Source organism: Pseudacidovorax sp. DMC4 (genome assembly GCF_056314265.1).
Window position 1 is genome coordinate 179,566 of record NZ_JBQUYR010000007.1, and the last position, 15,556, is coordinate 195,121.

17 protein-coding genes and 1 pseudogene are annotated in these 15,556 nt (G+C 72.0%); 6 read left to right on the forward strand and 12 right to left on the reverse strand.

Annotated elements, in window-relative coordinates:
• Positions 1 to 78: 78 nt before the first annotated feature.
• Genes ACT54X_RS14835 through ACT54X_RS14855 form a run of 5 tightly spaced genes read left to right on the forward strand, consistent with a single transcriptional unit; the run spans position 79 to position 4,246 of the window.
• Complete coding sequence (locus tag ACT54X_RS14835) at positions 79 to 1,596, forward strand: class I adenylate-forming enzyme family protein (protein WP_476347287.1); 1,518 nt, start codon at positions 79 to 81, stop codon at positions 1,594 to 1,596.
• Positions 1,593 to 2,039, forward strand: a complete 447-nt coding sequence (locus ACT54X_RS14840) for a PaaI family thioesterase (protein ID WP_476347289.1) — start codon at positions 1,593 to 1,595, stop codon at positions 2,037 to 2,039. The genes ACT54X_RS14835 and ACT54X_RS14840 overlap by 4 nt, the downstream gene beginning before the upstream one ends.
• A gap of 46 nt (positions 2,040 to 2,085) precedes the next feature.
• Positions 2,086 to 3,072: a tripartite tricarboxylate transporter substrate binding protein gene (locus tag ACT54X_RS14845; RefSeq protein WP_476347291.1), complete on the forward strand. Its 987-nt coding sequence runs from the start codon at positions 2,086 to 2,088 to the stop codon at positions 3,070 to 3,072.
• Positions 3,073 to 3,113: 41 nt separating this feature from the next.
• Positions 3,114 to 3,932 carry an SDR family oxidoreductase gene (locus ACT54X_RS14850; RefSeq protein ID WP_476347293.1) on the forward strand — a complete coding sequence of 273 codons (819 nt, stop codon included), beginning with the start codon at positions 3,114 to 3,116 and terminating at the stop codon, positions 3,930 to 3,932.
• Positions 3,929 to 4,246, forward strand: coding sequence for a hypothetical protein (locus ACT54X_RS14855; RefSeq protein WP_476347294.1), 318 nt, complete (start codon positions 3,929 to 3,931; stop codon positions 4,244 to 4,246). The genes ACT54X_RS14850 and ACT54X_RS14855 overlap by 4 nt, the downstream gene beginning before the upstream one ends.
• Positions 4,247 to 4,389: 143 nt before the next feature.
• Here ACT54X_RS14855 and ACT54X_RS14860 read toward each other — a convergent pair whose 3' ends face one another.
• From ACT54X_RS14860 to ACT54X_RS14915, 12 genes and pseudogenes are all read right to left on the reverse strand, one after another.
• The gene (locus tag ACT54X_RS14860; protein WP_294372426.1) at positions 4,390 to 5,385 is read right to left on the reverse strand and encodes a Bug family tripartite tricarboxylate transporter substrate binding protein; all 996 of its coding nucleotides are present in this window, start codon (positions 5,383 to 5,385) and stop codon (positions 4,390 to 4,392) included.
• A gap of 45 nt (positions 5,386 to 5,430) precedes the next feature.
• Positions 5,431 to 5,580: pseudogene (locus tag ACT54X_RS14865) on the reverse strand (acyl-CoA dehydrogenase family protein); the annotation flags it as partial.
• Between the two features lie 2 nt (positions 5,581 to 5,582).
• A complete protein-coding gene (locus tag ACT54X_RS14870) occupies positions 5,583 to 6,389 on the reverse strand; it encodes an enoyl-CoA hydratase/isomerase family protein (protein WP_294372369.1) in 807 nt (268 codons plus the stop codon).
• A complete protein-coding gene (locus ACT54X_RS14875; protein ID WP_294372366.1) occupies positions 6,386 to 8,086 on the reverse strand; it encodes a long-chain-fatty-acid--CoA ligase in 1,701 nt (566 codons plus the stop codon). The genes ACT54X_RS14870 and ACT54X_RS14875 overlap by 4 nt, the downstream gene beginning before the upstream one ends.
• A 64-nt stretch (positions 8,087 to 8,150) precedes the next feature.
• Positions 8,151 to 9,302: an acyl-CoA dehydrogenase family protein gene (locus ACT54X_RS14880; protein WP_294372363.1), complete on the reverse strand. Its 1,152-nt coding sequence runs from the start codon at positions 9,300 to 9,302 to the stop codon at positions 8,151 to 8,153.
• 22 nt (positions 9,303 to 9,324) lie between these two features.
• Positions 9,325 to 10,152: an SDR family NAD(P)-dependent oxidoreductase gene (locus ACT54X_RS14885; RefSeq protein WP_294372360.1), complete on the reverse strand. Its 828-nt coding sequence runs from the start codon at positions 10,150 to 10,152 to the stop codon at positions 9,325 to 9,327.
• A 45-nt stretch (positions 10,153 to 10,197) separates the two neighbouring features.
• On the reverse strand, positions 10,198 to 10,659 hold the full coding sequence (locus tag ACT54X_RS14890) for a MaoC family dehydratase (RefSeq protein ID WP_476347298.1): 462 nt from the start codon (positions 10,657 to 10,659) through the stop codon (positions 10,198 to 10,200).
• On the reverse strand, positions 10,652 to 11,095 hold the full coding sequence (locus ACT54X_RS14895; RefSeq protein WP_294372355.1) for a MaoC family dehydratase N-terminal domain-containing protein: 444 nt from the start codon (positions 11,093 to 11,095) through the stop codon (positions 10,652 to 10,654). The genes ACT54X_RS14890 and ACT54X_RS14895 overlap by 8 nt, the downstream gene beginning before the upstream one ends.
• Positions 11,092 to 12,291, reverse strand: a complete 1,200-nt coding sequence (locus ACT54X_RS14900; protein ID WP_476347300.1) for a lipid-transfer protein — start codon at positions 12,289 to 12,291, stop codon at positions 11,092 to 11,094. The genes ACT54X_RS14895 and ACT54X_RS14900 overlap by 4 nt, the downstream gene beginning before the upstream one ends.
• Before the next feature lie 124 nt (positions 12,292 to 12,415).
• Positions 12,416 to 13,492, reverse strand: coding sequence for an AraC family transcriptional regulator (locus ACT54X_RS14905; protein ID WP_294372348.1), 1,077 nt, complete (start codon positions 13,490 to 13,492; stop codon positions 12,416 to 12,418).
• Positions 13,493 to 13,562: 70 nt separating this feature from the next.
• Positions 13,563 to 14,759: a CaiB/BaiF CoA transferase family protein gene (locus ACT54X_RS14910; protein ID WP_354320807.1), complete on the reverse strand. Its 1,197-nt coding sequence runs from the start codon at positions 14,757 to 14,759 to the stop codon at positions 13,563 to 13,565.
• Positions 14,760 to 14,852: 93 nt separating this feature from the next.
• The gene (locus ACT54X_RS14915) at positions 14,853 to 15,074 is read right to left on the reverse strand and encodes a DUF3606 domain-containing protein (protein ID WP_294372344.1); all 222 of its coding nucleotides are present in this window, start codon (positions 15,072 to 15,074) and stop codon (positions 14,853 to 14,855) included.
• Positions 15,075 to 15,283: 209 nt separating this feature from the next.
• Between ACT54X_RS14915 and ACT54X_RS14920 the strand changes: the two genes are divergently transcribed.
• Positions 15,284 to 15,451, forward strand: a complete 168-nt coding sequence (locus tag ACT54X_RS14920) for a hypothetical protein (protein WP_234196831.1) — start codon at positions 15,284 to 15,286, stop codon at positions 15,449 to 15,451.
• The last annotated feature ends 105 nt before the right edge of the window (positions 15,452 to 15,556 follow it).

The following is a 15,556-nucleotide window of genomic DNA, read 5'->3' on the forward strand; positions in this document are numbered from 1 at the left end:
CGATCCAGCCATTGGGTGCAGCGCCAGCGCTGCCTACGCTCGGGCCGTCTGAACGAACCCGCCCCGTGCGCCCTCACCGTGTACCTCACCCAAGGCCTGCATCGCGCCCTGCAGAGACATCCCGAGAAGATCGCCCTCACCCACGTCGGTGACGGCTTCGTGCGGCAGCACCGCTTTGCGCAACTGCTGGACGACGTGGCGCGCCATGCCGCGGCCTTGCGCGGGCGCGGCGTGGCGGCCGGCGATCGCGTGGCGCTGCTGGCGCCCAACGACGACCTGCTGGTGCGCGCCCTCCATGCCTGCTGGTGGCTGGGGGCCGTGGCCTGTCCGCTGAACGTGCGCTGGTCGGCGGCCGAGGTGGCCCACGCAGTGGCCGACAGCGGCGCGCGGCTGCTGCTGGCGGGCGACGGCCTGGCGTCCGCGATGCCGGACGGCCTCGATGTGCCGGTGCTGCGCCTGGCGGCGCTGGCGGACGAAGCCGCCACCTGCCCGCCGGTGCCCGACACCCGCACCGGCGGCGATGCGGTGGCCTGCCTGCTCTACACCGGCGGCACCACCGGGCGCGCCAAGGGCGTGGTGCTCAGCCATGCGAACTTCTGGACGGCGTCGATGACGCGCGGTGCGGAGCTCAACAACGCGCCGGAGTCGGTGTCGTTGCTGGTGGCGCCGCTCTTCCACGTAGCCGGCCTGGGCCGCCTGGTGGGCCAGACGCTGGTCAGCGGCAGTGCCATCACCATGGCCCAGTTCCGGCCGGCCGATGTGCTCGCGGCCATCGAGCGCCACGGCATCACCGACGTGATCCTGGTGCCGACCATGCTGCAGGCCCTGCTGGACGAGCCGGGCTTCGCGCCCCAGCGGGTGCGCAGCCTGGACCGCATCGCCTTCGGTGCGGCGCCCATGCCGCCCGACCTGCTCGACCGGGCCCTGCAGGCCTGGCCGCATGCCGAGTTCTTCCAGGCCTACGGACTCACCGAGACAGCCGGCGCGGTGTGCATCAACCTGCCCCTGAACCACCGCTCCGCCGAGGCGCGTGCCGCGGGCCGCCTGCAGTCCGTGGGCCGCGCCGGGCTGGGCGCCGAGATCGAGATCGTCGACGAAGGCGGCCAGCCTGTGCCCCGTGGCACCGTGGGCGAGATCGTGGTGCGCGGACCCATGGTCACGCGCGGCTATTGGCGCAACGACGAGGCCACCGCGGCGGCCTTCCGTGACGGCTGGTTCCGCACGGGCGATGCGGGCTGCATGGACGCCGAGGGTTACCTGCGCATCGTCGACCGCATCAAGGACATGATCATCACGGGCGGCGAGAACGTGTACTGCGCCGAGGTGGAAGGCGCCCTGCGCAGCCATCCGTCCGTGGCCCAGGCGGCCGTGATCGGACTGCCCGATGCCCATTGGGGCGAGCGCGTGCATGCGGTGGTTGTCGCCCGGCCGGGCACCGAAGCACCGACGCTCGATGCACTGCGCGACTGGTGCCGCGAGCGGCTGGCCGGCTACAAGTGCCCGCGCAGCCTGGCCGTGCTGCCGCAACTGCCGCTGTCGGCCGCCGGCAAGGTGCTCAAGAACGTGCTGCGCGAGCAGGCGCGCGCCGACGCATGACCGGCGCGCCGCAGGCACCCGTCGCCGGTCCGCGCCCGGTGACGGGCGACGATCCGCGCCAGCTCTTTGCGAGGGTGCCCTTCTGCGCGCTGCTGCAGATGCGGCGCGAGCATTCCGCGGGCGGCCGCGCGCGCATGAGCCTGGATGCTCGCGAAGAGCTGGGCAATGTCATCGGCGCCGTGCATGGCGGCGTGGTGTCCACGCTGCTGGACGTGGCCATGGCCAGCGCGGCCGTCTCGCAGGTGGACTTCGCGCGCACCGCCGTCACGCTCAACCTGAGCACCAGCTTCCTGGAGCCGGGCCACGGCACGCTCACCGCCGATGCGCAGGTGGTGGCCACCGATGGCCAGGTGGCCTGGTGCCGCGCCGTCGCCACTGATGCGGAGGGCCGAACGGTGGCGCGGGCGCAGGGCAGCTTCCGCTACCTCCCGCTTCCAGGCTGACCGCGTGCGGCCTGTCGATCGAACCCCAACGAAGGAGACACGACCCATGACCACCGTCATCGCCTCGCCGCGCCGCCGGCGCCTCGTCGCCGGCCTGGCCGCACTGGGGGCCGTCCCGATGGCCTCCACGGCCCGGGCCAACGCGCCCTACCCCAGCCGGCCCATCCAGCTGGTGCTGCCCTTTCCGCCGGGTGGCTCCTTCGACCCGGTGATCCGCGCGCTGGCCGAGGCCGCCTCGCGCGAGCTCGGCCAGCCCGTGGTGCTCATGCACCATCCGGGCGCCGGCGGCGTGACGGGCACGGCCAACGTGGCGCTGATGAACGAGGCCGACGGCTACACCATCGCCGTGATCCACAACTCCGTGATCCGCGCCCCGCTGGTGCAGCGGGTGAACTGGGATCCGCTCAAGGACTTCAGCTACCTGGGCAACCTGTTCGGCCTGACCACCGGCGTGTGCGTGGCGGCCGATGCGCCCTGGAAGCGCTTCGACGAGCTCATGGCCGACGCCAAGGCGCGGCCCGGCAAGATCAGCTGGGGCAACGTGGGCGCCATCAGCATCAACCGCATCACGGCCGAGCGCCTGGCTCGCTCGGCGGGCACCTCCTTCAACATGGTGCCCTACAAGGGCGGCGGCGAAGCCTTCCAGGCGCTGATCGGACGCCACCTGGACGTGTATTCCGATCCCGGCTTCGGCGCCCAGGTGCAGGGCGGGCGCGTGCGCCTGCTGACCACCTTCACCGCGCAGCGGCTGCCCAACCATCCGGACGTGCCCACCCTGCGGGAGCTGGGCCACGACTTCGTGATCGACTCGCCGGTCGGCCTGGTGGCGCCCAAGCGGCTGCCTGCGCCCATGGTTCAGCGGCTGCACGAGGCCTTCCGTGTGGCCGCTGCCTCGCCGGCCTACCTGCGCCAGCTCGACCTGTACGACATGGTGCCGCAGCCGAGTTCGCCCGAGGCCCATGCCGCCTTCGCCCGCGAGCAGTTCGCGCGCGACCAGAAGATGCTGGCCGAGATCGGCTTCAAACCCGAGTAGCGCAGGCCCCGCTGCCCACGCCCTTCCACAGGACCTTTGCGATGACTGCATCCCCCGCCGCTCCCGTGTTCGACTTCTCCGGCCGCCATGTCTTCGTGGCCGGCGGCTCTTCCGGCATCAACTTCGGCATCGCGCAGGGCTTTGCGCGGGCCGGTGCGCGCATCGCGCTCATCAGCCGCTCGGCCGACAAGGTGGCCACTGCCGTGTCGCAGCTCGAAGCCGAAGGCGCCGAGGCCTTCGGCCAGGCGGCCGACGTGCGCCAGCCCGAGGCCGTGCAGGCCGCGCTGGAGGCTGCGGCCGCCCGCTTCGGGCCCATCGACGTGCTGGTCTCCGGCGCGGCCGGCAACTTCCTGGCCAGCGTGCTGGACATGTCGCCCAATGCCTTCCGCACGGTGGTGGACATCGACCTGATGGGCAGCTTCCACGTGGCCCGGCTGGCCCATGCGCACCTGCGACAGCCGGGGGCATGCGTGATCCAGATCTCGGCCAGCCAGGCCTTCACGCCCACGCCCTTCCAGGCGCATGTGTGCGCGGCCAAGGCGGGCGTGGACATGCTGACCCAGGTGCTGGCCATGGAATGGGGGCCGCAGGGCATCCGCGTCAATTCCATCGTGCCCGGGCCCATCGCCGACACCGAAGGCCTGCGCCGCCTGGCGCCCACCGACGACACGCTGGCCGCCATGGCCCAGCGCGTGCCGCTGCGCCGGCTGGGGCAGACGCAGGACATCGCCCGCATGGCCATGCTGCTGGCCAGCGACTGGGGCAGCTATGTGACCGGCGCCATCATCCCGGTGGACGGCGGCCTGGCGCTGACCGGCCCGCGCGACTTCAGCGCCGCTGCTGCGGCCAGCCGCCGATGAGCGCCGGTGCCGGCAGCGACGTGGAGGCTTGCGCGGCCGGCGACGACGCCCTGCGCAGCACCGCGCTGTTGCATGCCGCCCTGGCCCGTGCGGCCCGCAGCCGGCTGGACGATGTCCGCCGCCCGCTGGCGGCCGTCGACATGCAGCTGATGTTCAGCGGCGTGCCGGGGGATGCGCCACAGGCCCAGGCCCAGGCGACTGGTGGCGGACGGTCGGTGTGCTTCTGCGAGGCCGAGTTGCGCGATGCGCAGGGGCGGACCGTGGCGCGGGGCATGGCGACCTTCCGCTATGCGGCGGTGGGGGCGTCGAAATAGGGCGGAGAGCTGGGGCGGCTTTTGACCGAAGGGGGCCGATGGATGCGCCCCCTCTCCCCACCCCCTCTTCCGCGAGGGGAGAGAGGCTCTGGCTGCGGCGCGATGCGGCCCGCCTTGAGCCGTCCACCGCAGTCGAGGCTTCTTCAGTTCAACCGGATCTGCGCGTCCCGGATGATGGCCGCATAGGCCGCCGCATCGCTGCGCAGCACGGCGGCGAACTCGGCCGGCGTGTCGCCGGCGGGCACCAGGCCCAGCGCCTCGATCTTCTCGCGCACGTCCGGCAGCGCCAGGATGCGCAGCGACTCGGCCGAGAACTTCTGCACCACCGGCTGCGGCGTGCCCGCCGGCAGCAGCATGCCGAACCAGCCCAGCGGCTCGAAGCCGGTGAGGCCCTGCTCCTTGAAGGTGGGCACATCGGGCAGCCAGCTCACACGCTGCGTGCCGGTGATGCCCAGCAGCTTGAACTTGGGCAGGTGCGGCCGTGACGAGCCCGCGTCCACGAACGCGGCCGACAGCTGCCCGCCCATCATCGCGTTGACCAGCGGGGCGCCGCCCTGGTAGGGCACGTGCACCATGTCCAGGCCGCCCTGCAGGTTCAGCAGCGAGCCCTGGATGTGCGACGAACTGCCCGCCCCGTAGGAGCCGTAGCTGTACTTGCCCGGCTGCGCCTTCACCAGCTCCACGAACTCGCGCACGTTCGAGGCCGGCGTGCTGCGCGGCACGGCCAGGATGCTGGGGCTCAGGGCCACGCGCGTGACCGGCACGAAGTCCTTGAGCGGGTCATAGGGCAGGTTCATGAGCGGGATCTGCTGCACCAGCGCCACGATGCTGAAGAGCACGGTGTGGCCGTCGGGCGCGGCGCGCGCCACCAGCTGTGTGCCCAGGGTGCCGCTGGCACCGGGGCGGTTGTCGACCACCACCGGCACCTTCCAGGCCTCACCCAGCTTCTGCGCCACCAGGCGCGCGAGCACGTCGGTGGCGCCGCCGGCCGGATAGGGCACGACCATGCGGATGGGCCGGTTGGGATCGGGATAGGCGGGCGAGGCCTCGGCCGCGGCCGGCAGCGAGCCGGCGAGGCCCAGCGCTCCCGTGGTGCCGGCGAGGGCCAGCCCGAGCAGCGAACGGCGTGCAATGTGCATCATGGTGTGTCTCCTGGGTTCTTCGTGGTGGATGCGGGAAGCGGCTCAGCGCGCGGCCTGGCGCACCATGTTGCGCGCGATGACCATCTGCTGGATCTGCGTGGTGCCTTCGTAGATTCGGAACAGGCGCACGTCGCGGTCGAAGCGCTCGATGCCGTGCTCGGCCATGGAGCCCGCGCCGCCGAAGATCTGCACTGTCAGGCCGCGGGCGGCCAGCTGAAGGGCAGCGGGCGTTTGTCCAGGAAGGCGGCCACGGCTTCGCGGTGGGCCGGCGTACCGGCCGCCACGGTCTGGGCATTCGCCTCGGCGTCGAGCGCCTGGGCCAGGGAGGGCATGCCGTCGGCCAGTGCGCGCTTGATCAGGCTCACGGCCGTGGGCGATGCGCCGGTGAAGCTGCGCGCAATGGCCCAGGCGCGCGGCAGCAGCGCCTCCGGTGCATGCAGCTCGCTCACGATGCCCAGGCGCAGGGCCTCGTCGGCGCGCACGTCGCGGCCCGAAAGCATGAGCTCGCGCGCCCGCTGCACGCCGACCACGCGCGGCAGCGTGTAGAAGGCGCCCACGTCCGGCACCAGCCCGACCTTGATGAAGGACATGGCGAACCAGGCGCGCGGCGTGGCGATCACGAAGTCCGCCGCCAGCGCGAGGCTGAAGCCCGCCCCCGCCGCGGCGCCGTCGACCGCGGCGACCACCGGGCGGTCGAGCGTGAGCAGGTCGCGCAGCCATTCGTGCACGTTGCCCAGGCGCTCGCGCCACTGGCCGCTGTCGATCTGCAGGCTGCCGATGTTGCGCAGGTCGCCGCCGGCACAGAAGTGGCCGCCCGCGCCGGTGAGCACCACGGCGCGGATGTCGCGGTCGCGCCGCACCGTGCGCACGGCTTCGGCCAGCTGGTCACGCAGCACCAGGTCGAAGGCATTGCGCTTCTCGGGGCAGTCGAGGGTGAGGGTGGCGACCTGTTCGCGCACCTCCAGGCGCACCATGTGCCGGGCTTCTGGCGATGCCGTCATGCGGCCTCCTGGGTGGGGATGAGGGCCGCGCGGGCTTCGGCCTCCTGCAGGGCACGCCAGGCGACCTTGCCGGTGGCCGAGCGCGGCAGCGCGGACAGAAAGCGCACGCTGCGCGGCACCTTGTAGGCCGACATGCGCGTGCGGCACCAGTCGAGCAGGCCGGCCTCGGTGAGGGTGCGGCCGGGCCGCGCGACGACGAGCGCCCGCACCGTCTCGCCGCGGCGCGGGTCGGGCACGCCGACCACGCAGGCTTCGAGCACGGCCTCGTGCTCGTAGAGCATGGCCTCGACCTCGGCGGGCCAGACCTTGAAGCCGCTGGCATTGATCATGCGCTTGAGGCGGTCGCGCATGAAGAAGTAGCCCTCCTCGTCCACATGCGCGAGGTCGCCGGTGCGCAGGTAGCGCTGGCCGTCGATGGTGACGAAGGCCTGGGCATCGGCCTCGGGCTGGCGCCAGTAGCCGAGCATGAGCTGCGGACCGCGGGTGACCAGCTCGCCTACCTCGCCGGGCGGCAGCGGCGCCAGCGACTCCGGATCGACCACCAGCGAATGCACACCCTGCGTGGGCAGGCCCAGGCACTGGCGCTTGCCGCGGTCCACGGGGTTGGCATGCAGGAAGGCCGCCGTCTCGGTCAGACCGTAGGCCTCGTTGTAGGCCAGGCCGAAGCGCGCCTGCAGCATGGCGGCCACCGCCTCGGGCATCGCGGCGCCGCCGCCGGAGAGCATCGAGAGGCTGCTCAGGTCGGCCGTGGCCGCCTCGGACTGGGCGAAGAAGTCCATCACCATGGCCGGCGGTGCGGCCCACGCGCTCACGCGGTGGCGGGCCACCAGGGCCACGGCCTGGGCCGCGTTCCAGCGGGGCATCATGACCACGGTGGCGCCCAGCGTGATCGGCAGGTTCATGCCGTTCTGCATGCCCAGCATGTGGAACAGCGGCGCCACGCACAGGAAGACAGATTCCGAATGCAGCCCGCGCCACACCTGCGAGGCCAGGTTGGAGGCCAGCAGCGTGGCGTGCGAATGCCGGCAGCCCTTGGGCGCGCCGGTGGTGCCCGAGGTGTAGGGCAGCGCCGCCAGCGCATGCACATCGGCATGCCAAGGCGGCGGTGCCAGGCCTTCGGCAATGGCCGCCTCGAAGCCGTGGTAGGGCCCGTCGGGCAGCGGGCGTCGTGCCTCGGCCAGCGCCGGCACGCCCTGCACGGCCTCGGCCTGCGTCGAGGCGCCGTCGCCCGAGAGCGCATCGGCATAGGCCAGCACGAGCACCGCATCGAGCAGGCCGTCGGCCACCGCCTGCTGCACCGGCCCAAGCAACTCCTGCGCGCAGATGGCGACGCGTGCGCCGCTGTCGTGGGCATAGTGGGCCAGCTCCGGCGCGGTGCTCATCGGGTTGACCGGCACCACCGCCGCGCCGGCGCGCTGGATGCCGAAGGTGGCGACGACGAACTGCGGGCAGTTCTGTGCCACGAGCAGCACGCGGTCGCCCGGCCGCACGCCCAGGCGCTGCGCCAGATGGCCGGCCAGCGCGCAACTGCGCTGCCAGAGGCCCGTGTAGTCCAGCGTGCTGCCGGCGAACACGATGGCCGGCTTGTCGGGCCAGCGCTCGGCGGCGGTCTGCAGGAAATGCGTGAGCGGCACCTGGGGCACCCGCACGTCGGCGGGCACGCCACGGGGCCAGAAGGGACGGGGGAGCGAGGGCATCGGCGTTGTCTCCGTTCATGCGCGCCGCCCTGCACCGGGGCGGCGGAGTGGGATCACGGGGCGGTCACAGGTTGCGGGCGATGAGCTCCTTCATCACCTCGCTCGTGCCGCCGTAGATGCGCATCACGCGCGAGTCGACGAAGGCCCGGCAGATCGGGTAGTCCATCATGTAGCCGTAGCCGCCGTACAGCTGCAGCATCTCGTCCAGCGCGCGCCCGAGCTCCTCGGTGGCGAAGAGCTTGGCCATGGCGGCCTCGTCCAGCGTCAGCCGGCGGCGCAGGTGTTCCGCCAGGTACTGGTCGACCATCATGCGCACCGCCGTCGCGCGGGTGCGGATGCCGGCCAGCGCGAAGCGGGTGTTCTGCATGTCCAGCAGCGGCTTGCCGAAGACGATGCGCTCGCGGGTGTAGCGCACCGTCTCCTCGTACATGGCCTCCAGCTTGGCCGCCGCGCCGAGCGCGATGACGAAGCGCTCCTGGGCCAGCTCCTGCATCAGGTAGCCCAGCCCCTTGTTCTCCTCGCCCAGCAGGTTGCCGGCGGGAACGCGCACCCCATCGAAGAAGAGCTCGGCCGTGTCGGCGGCTTCCTGGCCCATCTTGTCGAGCTTGCGCCCGCGCCGGAAGCCCGGCCGGTCGGCCTCCACCAGCAGCAGCGAGACGCCCTTGCCGCCGAGGTCGGGGGCGGTCTTGGCGACGACGACCACCAGGTCGCAGTTCAGGCCGTTGGAGATGAAGGTCTTGCTGCCGTCGATGACGTAGTCGTCGCCCTCGCGCCGGGCCGTGGTGCGGACGGCGCGCAGGTCGCTGCCGGCGCCGGGCTCGCTCATGGCGATGGCCAGGATGGTCTCGCCGCTCACGCAACCGGGCAGCCAGCGCGCCTTCTGCGCCTCGGTGCCCAGCCGCGCGATGTACGGCGCGACCACATCGGAATGCAGGCCGAAGCCCAGGCCCGAGATGCCCGAGCGGCCGATCTCCTCGACGATCACGGCCGCATGGCCGAAGTCGCCACCGCCGCCGCCCCAGGCACTGTCGAGCGTGGGGCACAGCAGGCCCTCGCGGCCGGCCTTGAGCCAGGTCTCACGGTCCACGCGGCCTTCGCGGTCCCACTCGGCCTGGCGCGGGCGGCATTCGCGGTCCAGGAAGCGGCGCACGGTCTGGCGCAGCAGCTCATGGTCGTCGCGGAAGACCTGGCGGGGGTAGGTGAGGATGCTTTCCATGGTCGCCCTCGCGTGCGCCGGCTCAGGGCTTGCCGCCGCCGCAGACCAGCACCTGGCCGCTGACGAAGTCGGACTCGGGAATGCACAGCAGGTAGACGGCGCCCGCGGCTTCTTCGGGCGTGCCGCCGCGGCCCAGCGGAATGGTCTGCTCGATGGACTTGAGGATCTGCGGATTCACGCCCACGCGGATCTGCCGGCCGGCGATGTCGATGCTCGCGTCACTGCCCGCGGCCGCCTCGGTCAGGCGCGTCATGATGAGCCCGAAGGCCACGCTGTTGACGTTGACGCGGTAGCGGCCCCATTCCTTGGCCAGCGCCTTGGTCAGGCCGTTGATGCCGGCCTTGGCGGCGGCGTAGTTGGCCTGGCCGGCATTGCCGTAGACGCCCGACACCGACGAGATGTTGACCACCTTGCGATGCACCGGCCGGCCCTCGTCGGCCTCGCGGCGGGCGGCGTCGCGGATGAAGTCCGCGGCCGCACGCAGCACGCGGAAGGGCGCCGTCAGGTGCACGGCGAGCATGGCCTCCCATTGCTCGTCGCTCATCTTCTGCACCACGTTGTCCCAGGTGTAGCCGGCGTTGTTGACGATGATGTCGAGCCCGCCGAAGGTGTCGATGGCGGTGGCGACGAAGCGCTCGGCGAAGCCGGCTTCGGTGACGCTGCCGATGCAGGCCACCGCCTGCCCGTCGCGGGCCTGGATGTCGCGCACGGTCTGCTCGGCCGGGCCGGCGTCCAGGTCGTTGATGACCACGCGGGCGCCTTCGCCTGCGAGCTTGAGGGCGATCTCGCGGCCGATGCCGCGGCCGGAGCCCGAGACGATGGCGACCTTGCCTTCGAGTTTTCTTGACATGGAGTTCCTTCGGCGGAATGGGGAGCGGATGCGGTGGTCGGTGGTTCAGTCCAGGGCGACGACGGCCTCGCCCTGCAGCTTGATCTGGCCGGCCTCGTTGGTCGTCTGCAGCAGCAGCCGCGCGCGGCGCTCGCCCTGCTCGACGACGATCCCGGCCACTTCGCCGGTGCAGCGGATGGCCTCGCCGACCTGGGTGATGGCGGCAAAGCGCACATCGAAACGGCGCAGGGCCTGCTGCGGCACCCAGTCGGTGAGCAGCCGGCCCAGCCAGGCCATGGACAGCATGCCGTGCGCGAAGACGTCGGCCTGGCCGGCGGCGCGGGCGAAGTCCCTGTCCACGTGAATGGGGTTGTGGTCGCCCGAGGCACCGCAGTACAGCGCCAGCGTGAGGCGGCTCACCGGTGGCAGCTGCAGCGGCGGCAGCCGGTCGCCCACGCGCAGTGCGGCGAGCTGTGCGGGCGCGAGCCGGGTGGCGGCGGGCGCGGTGTCGGCCAGGACTTCAGCCATGGCGCATCACCGTCACGCTGCGCAGGTCGGCCACATGCTCGCCGCGCTGGTTGCTCACATGGGTCTGGCGTACGACGAACTCCAGCGCGCCGCCCTTCTTGTCGTAGATGTCCTCGATGCGCTGCGCGAAGCGCAGGCGGTCGCCGGCATGGGCGAGCCGGTGGTACGCGAAGCCCTGCTCGCCATGCAGCAGCCGGCGGTAGTCCAGCCCGAGCAGGTTGCGGATGGCGGCCGGATCGGGCGACTCCATCTCCAGGCAGAACAGGAAGGTGGGTGGGACCGGCAGGCCCGGATGGCCCGCGGCGCGGGCTGCGGCCTCGTCGGCGTAGACGGGGTCCGTCTGGCCCGTGGCCTTGGCAAAGAAGCGCAGCCGGCCCGGCTCCACGTCCACCTCGAAGGGCGGCATGGCATGGCCGATGTACTGGCGGTCGATCATGCGCCGACCTTCTCGTAGAGCGTGACCACGCAGGCGCCGCCCAGCCCCAGGTTGTGCTGCAGCGCCAGCCGCGCGCCTTCCACCTGCCGCTGCTCGGCCTGTCCGCGCAGTTGCCAGACCAGTTCGGCGCACTGGGCCAGGCCCGTCGCGCCCAGCGGATGGCCCTTGGACAGCAGGCCGCCCGACGGATTGGTCACCACCCGGCCGCCATAGGTGTTGTCGCCGTCGAGGATGAAGCGCTCGGCCGTGCCCTCGGGCGTGAGGCCCAGTGCCTCGTAGGTGATGAGTTCGTTGGCCGTGAAGCAGTCATGCAGCTCGACCACGTCCAGGTCCTCGGGGCCCACGCCGGCGGCTTCGTAGACCTGGTTGGCTGCGGCCACGCTCATGTCGTAGCCGACCACGCGGCGCATGTCGCCGCTGTCGAAGGTGCTGGGGCGGTCGGTGGTCATGGCCTGGGCGCGGATCGCCACGCTGGCATCCAGGCCATGCCTGCGGGCGAACTCCGCCGAGCACACCACGGCGGCCGCCGCACCGCAGGTGGGCGGGCAGCACTGGTAGCGCGTGAGCGGGTCGAACACCGTGGGCGCGGCCATCACCTCTTCGAGCGTGAGCGTCTGCCTGAACACGGCCAGCGGATTGCGGGCGGCATGCTGGCGCGCCTTGACCGAGATGCGGCCGAAGGTGTCGGGCCGGATGCCATGCGCGCGGATGTAGTCGCGCCCCGCACCGCCGAAGAACTGTGCCGCGCGCGGTGCGGCCGCGTCGAAGCCCTGGTGCTCGGTCATGACCTCGGCGAAGCGGGCCATGGGCGACGGGCGGTCGTCCCAGGCGCCCTTGAGCGCGCCGGGCTGCATCTGCTCGAAGCCGAGGGCGATGGCGCATTCGACCATACCGCTTTCCACCGCCTGGCGCGCCAGGAAGAGCGCGCTGGAGCCTGTGGAGCAGTTGTTGTTGACGTTGAGCACCGGAATGCCGGTGAGGCCCACGCCGTAGATCGCGGCCTGCCCGGCCGTGGAGTCGCCATAGACATAGCCCACGTAGGCCTGCTGCACCTCGGCATAGTCGACGCCCGCATCGCGCAGGGCGGCCTGGGCGGCGCGCATGCCCATGACGGTGTAGGGCTCGCTGGCGCCGGGCTTGGTGAAGGGGATCATGCCCACGCCCACGACGTGGACGGTTCGGCCGGTTCGGGTCATCGGTGGTTCCTCTGGCGTTGCTCCATGGCAGCCAGTGTGGCCAGCGCACCCCGGGCGGCCAATCGCGGATCGGCGCAAAAGGATTGGCAGAAAACATCGCCGGCCCGGGGGCCGGCAGTCGCCGTCAGTGCGACAGCTGCGGCTCGGCGGACGGCGCCGCCGCGTCCTGCGCCCGCGCCAGGTAGCGCTCGCGATACGCGCCGGGCGCGAGCCCCGTCCACGCCTTGAAGGCACGGTGGAAGGTGCTGGCCTCCGAGTAGCCCAGGCGCTCGGCGATCTCGATCAGCGTGAGGTCGGGCCTCGACAGGTACTCCACCGCCACGTCGCGGCGCAGGCTGTCCTTGATGGCCTGGAAGCCCTGCCCTTCGCGCTGCAGCCGCCGGCGCAGGGTCTGCGGCGTCATGGCGAGCGACGCGCTCACCTGCTCCAGCGAAGGCAGCTCCTCGTGCAGGTGACGACGCAGCACGCGGCGGATGCGTTCGGTCAGGCTGGTGTGGTCGCGGTAGCGCACCAGCAGGTCGCCGGGCACGCTGCGCAGGAAGCCTTCCACGCTCTCGGTGCTCTGCACCACCGGCAGGTCGAGCCAGCGCGACTCGAAGCGCAGGCCCATCCAGTCGCGGCCCGCACTGACCGGCGCCTGGAAGAGGCGCGAGGCCTCGGAGCGCTGCACATTGACCGAGCGGTCGTAGACCACCTCCTGCAGGGGAATGCGGCGCGCCACCAGCCAGCAGGCCACGCCGAAGGCGAAGAACATGAAGGAGCGCTGGGCATACTCGAGCGGTGCCGAAGGGGGCTGCCGCGTGTCGATGCGCAGCGTGACCAGGCCGCCGTGGCGCTGCACATGCACGCCGATATCGGGCAGCACCTGGTGCGCATAGCGGGCGCCCTGGCGCAGGGCCTCGCCCAGCGTCTCGCAGCGCACCAGCATGCGGCAGCCGGTGGCGAAGGTGCCCAGCGGCACCGGTCGGCCGGCCAGGCCCCAGAGCTCGTCGCGCATGCGGCGCGTGAGCTGCACGACCAGCGTGGCGTACTGCGCCTGCGTGACGCGTGCGAGGTTCGAGCCCAGCAGCGTGGGCGCGATGCCCGCGCGGCGCAGCAGCGCATCGCAGTCCAGCCCGCGTGCGCGGGCCCCCTGCAGGATCTGGTCGACCTGCGCGATGGCGATGGTGTGCTGGACGGGGCGGGCGAAGCTGGGAGGCATGGCAAGGGGCGCGGGCCGCGGCGGGCCGGCGCCGACCGTACCCGAAAGCCACCAGCGGCTCAATGGGGCCTCAGCCGATGGCGGCCACGCGCCGGAGCTGCTCCCGCTCCTCCTCGCTCCAGCCGAGTTCGGCCAGCACCTCGTCGGTGTGCTGGCCCGGCGCGGGTGCATCGTGCCGGACGGCGAAGTCGTGGCCGCTGATGCGAACCGGCGGGCCGAGCTGCCGGTCGCCCGCGGGGGCCGTGACGGCCATGCCCCGGGCCTGCATCTGCGGATGGGCCAGGGCCTCGTCCAGCCGCAGCACGGGCGTGACGCAGCAGTCCTCCTGCGCGAACAGGGCCGCCCAGTGGGCCTGGCTGTGCTGGCGTAGCACGGCGGCGACCTCGGTTTTGACGGCATGGCGATCGGGCGCCTCGGCGTCGGGCGGGTGGTCCGCCAGATGGGGCCGGCCGATGCAGGCGCAGAAGCGGCGCCAGAACTTCGGCTCCAGGGCGCCCACCGCCATCCAGCGGCCATCGGCGGTGGCGTAATGGTCGTAGCAGGCCAGCGCGCCGGTGAGCTTGTCGGTGCCCAGGGGCCGAGCCCGGCCACCGCGCGCGACGGCCATGTGGGGAATGACGGCATGGGCCAGCAGCCCGTCGGCGATGGCGACATCCACATGGCGCCCGCGGCCGGTGCGAGACGCGTCGAAGAGCGCCGCCAGGATGCCCATCACCGCGGGCATGGTGCCGCCCAGCAGATCGGCCACAGGGATGCTGGACAGCGCGGGCGGCGCGTCGGCGCGGCCCATCTGGTCGGCCACGCCGGTCAACGCGGCGTAGTTCATGTCGTGGCCCGCGGCATCGCGCATCGGCCCGGTCTGGCCATAGCCGGTGATGCTGCAGTAGATCAGCCGAGGGTTGTGCGCCTGGACGGCGGACACGCCCACGCCCAGCCTGTCCATGACGCCCGGGCGAAAGGACTCCACCAGCACGTCGGCCCGCTCGCACAGCCGCAGCAGCGTCTGTACGCCCTGGGGCTGCTTGAGGTCGAGGCGGATGCCGCGCTTGTTGCGGTTGACCTGCCGGCGCACGCCGTCGACGGCATAGTCGCCGGCCCCCAGGTCCTCGATCTTGATCACGTCCGCGCCCAGGTCGGCGAGGTGCAGGGTGCACATGGGGCCCGGCAGCAGCCGGGTCAGGTCCAGCACGCGCACGCCCGCCAGCGGCGCGCCCTGGGCGCTGGCGGCGGGCGAGGTCGGGAGTCGGTCTTGGGTGTCGTTCCACATGCGGGCCACTCTAGGCAGCGCGGGGCTGCGCGGGAATGGCCCAAAGCCTCATCCGGCTTCGCAGGAACGATCAAGCCCCGGAAGGGTCGAGGTTCAGCCGCCCGCCTTGTCGACCTGGTCGTCGTTGGTCGAGGCCCGCGTGCCCTTGAGGTGCATCTCGACGTCGGGGGCCTTGTCACCCACGGCGGCCACGGCCTCCTTCAGCTGGACGGCCGTGACGTCGAGCTTGCGGCCCCAGCGCTCGAGGGCTTCGGGGGAGTCGACGTCGATGCGTTCAATGCCGTCGGCGCGTGCGGAATCGTTGGAAGGGGTCATGTTCAGGGTCTCCATAGGAAAGGGGCGACGACCCATGCTGCGGTGTGGGACGCTTGGCGCCTGTAGGCTGTCGCCGCCCGGCGTCGCGGGCCATTCAAGCCTTCGGGATCGCCGGGGCGGATGAAGACTCGTCCGACAGCGGGTGGCGCTGCCCACGCGCGGCGTGCCGCCGGGCCACTGGCACACTGCCCGATTTGCAAGGAGTTGCCGTGTCCTCTTCCGCCTCACCCCAGACCGCCGTGCTGAACGTGAGCACGCGGCCCTTCTCGGTCAGCGCACGGGTCGAGGTCACGCCCGGCGGCATGCTGGCCATTGCCGCGCTGGTGACGGGCATCCTGCTTTCCACCGCCTTGATCGTCCAGGTCGCCAAGCGCTGAGCGGGTGAAGACGGGCGTGCTCGCCAGCGTCCGCTTCGGCACGTCCGCTCGAACGCGTTCGACCTGCCGGCACCGACCGGCAAGGCTTCCCGTCAGCCAACCATC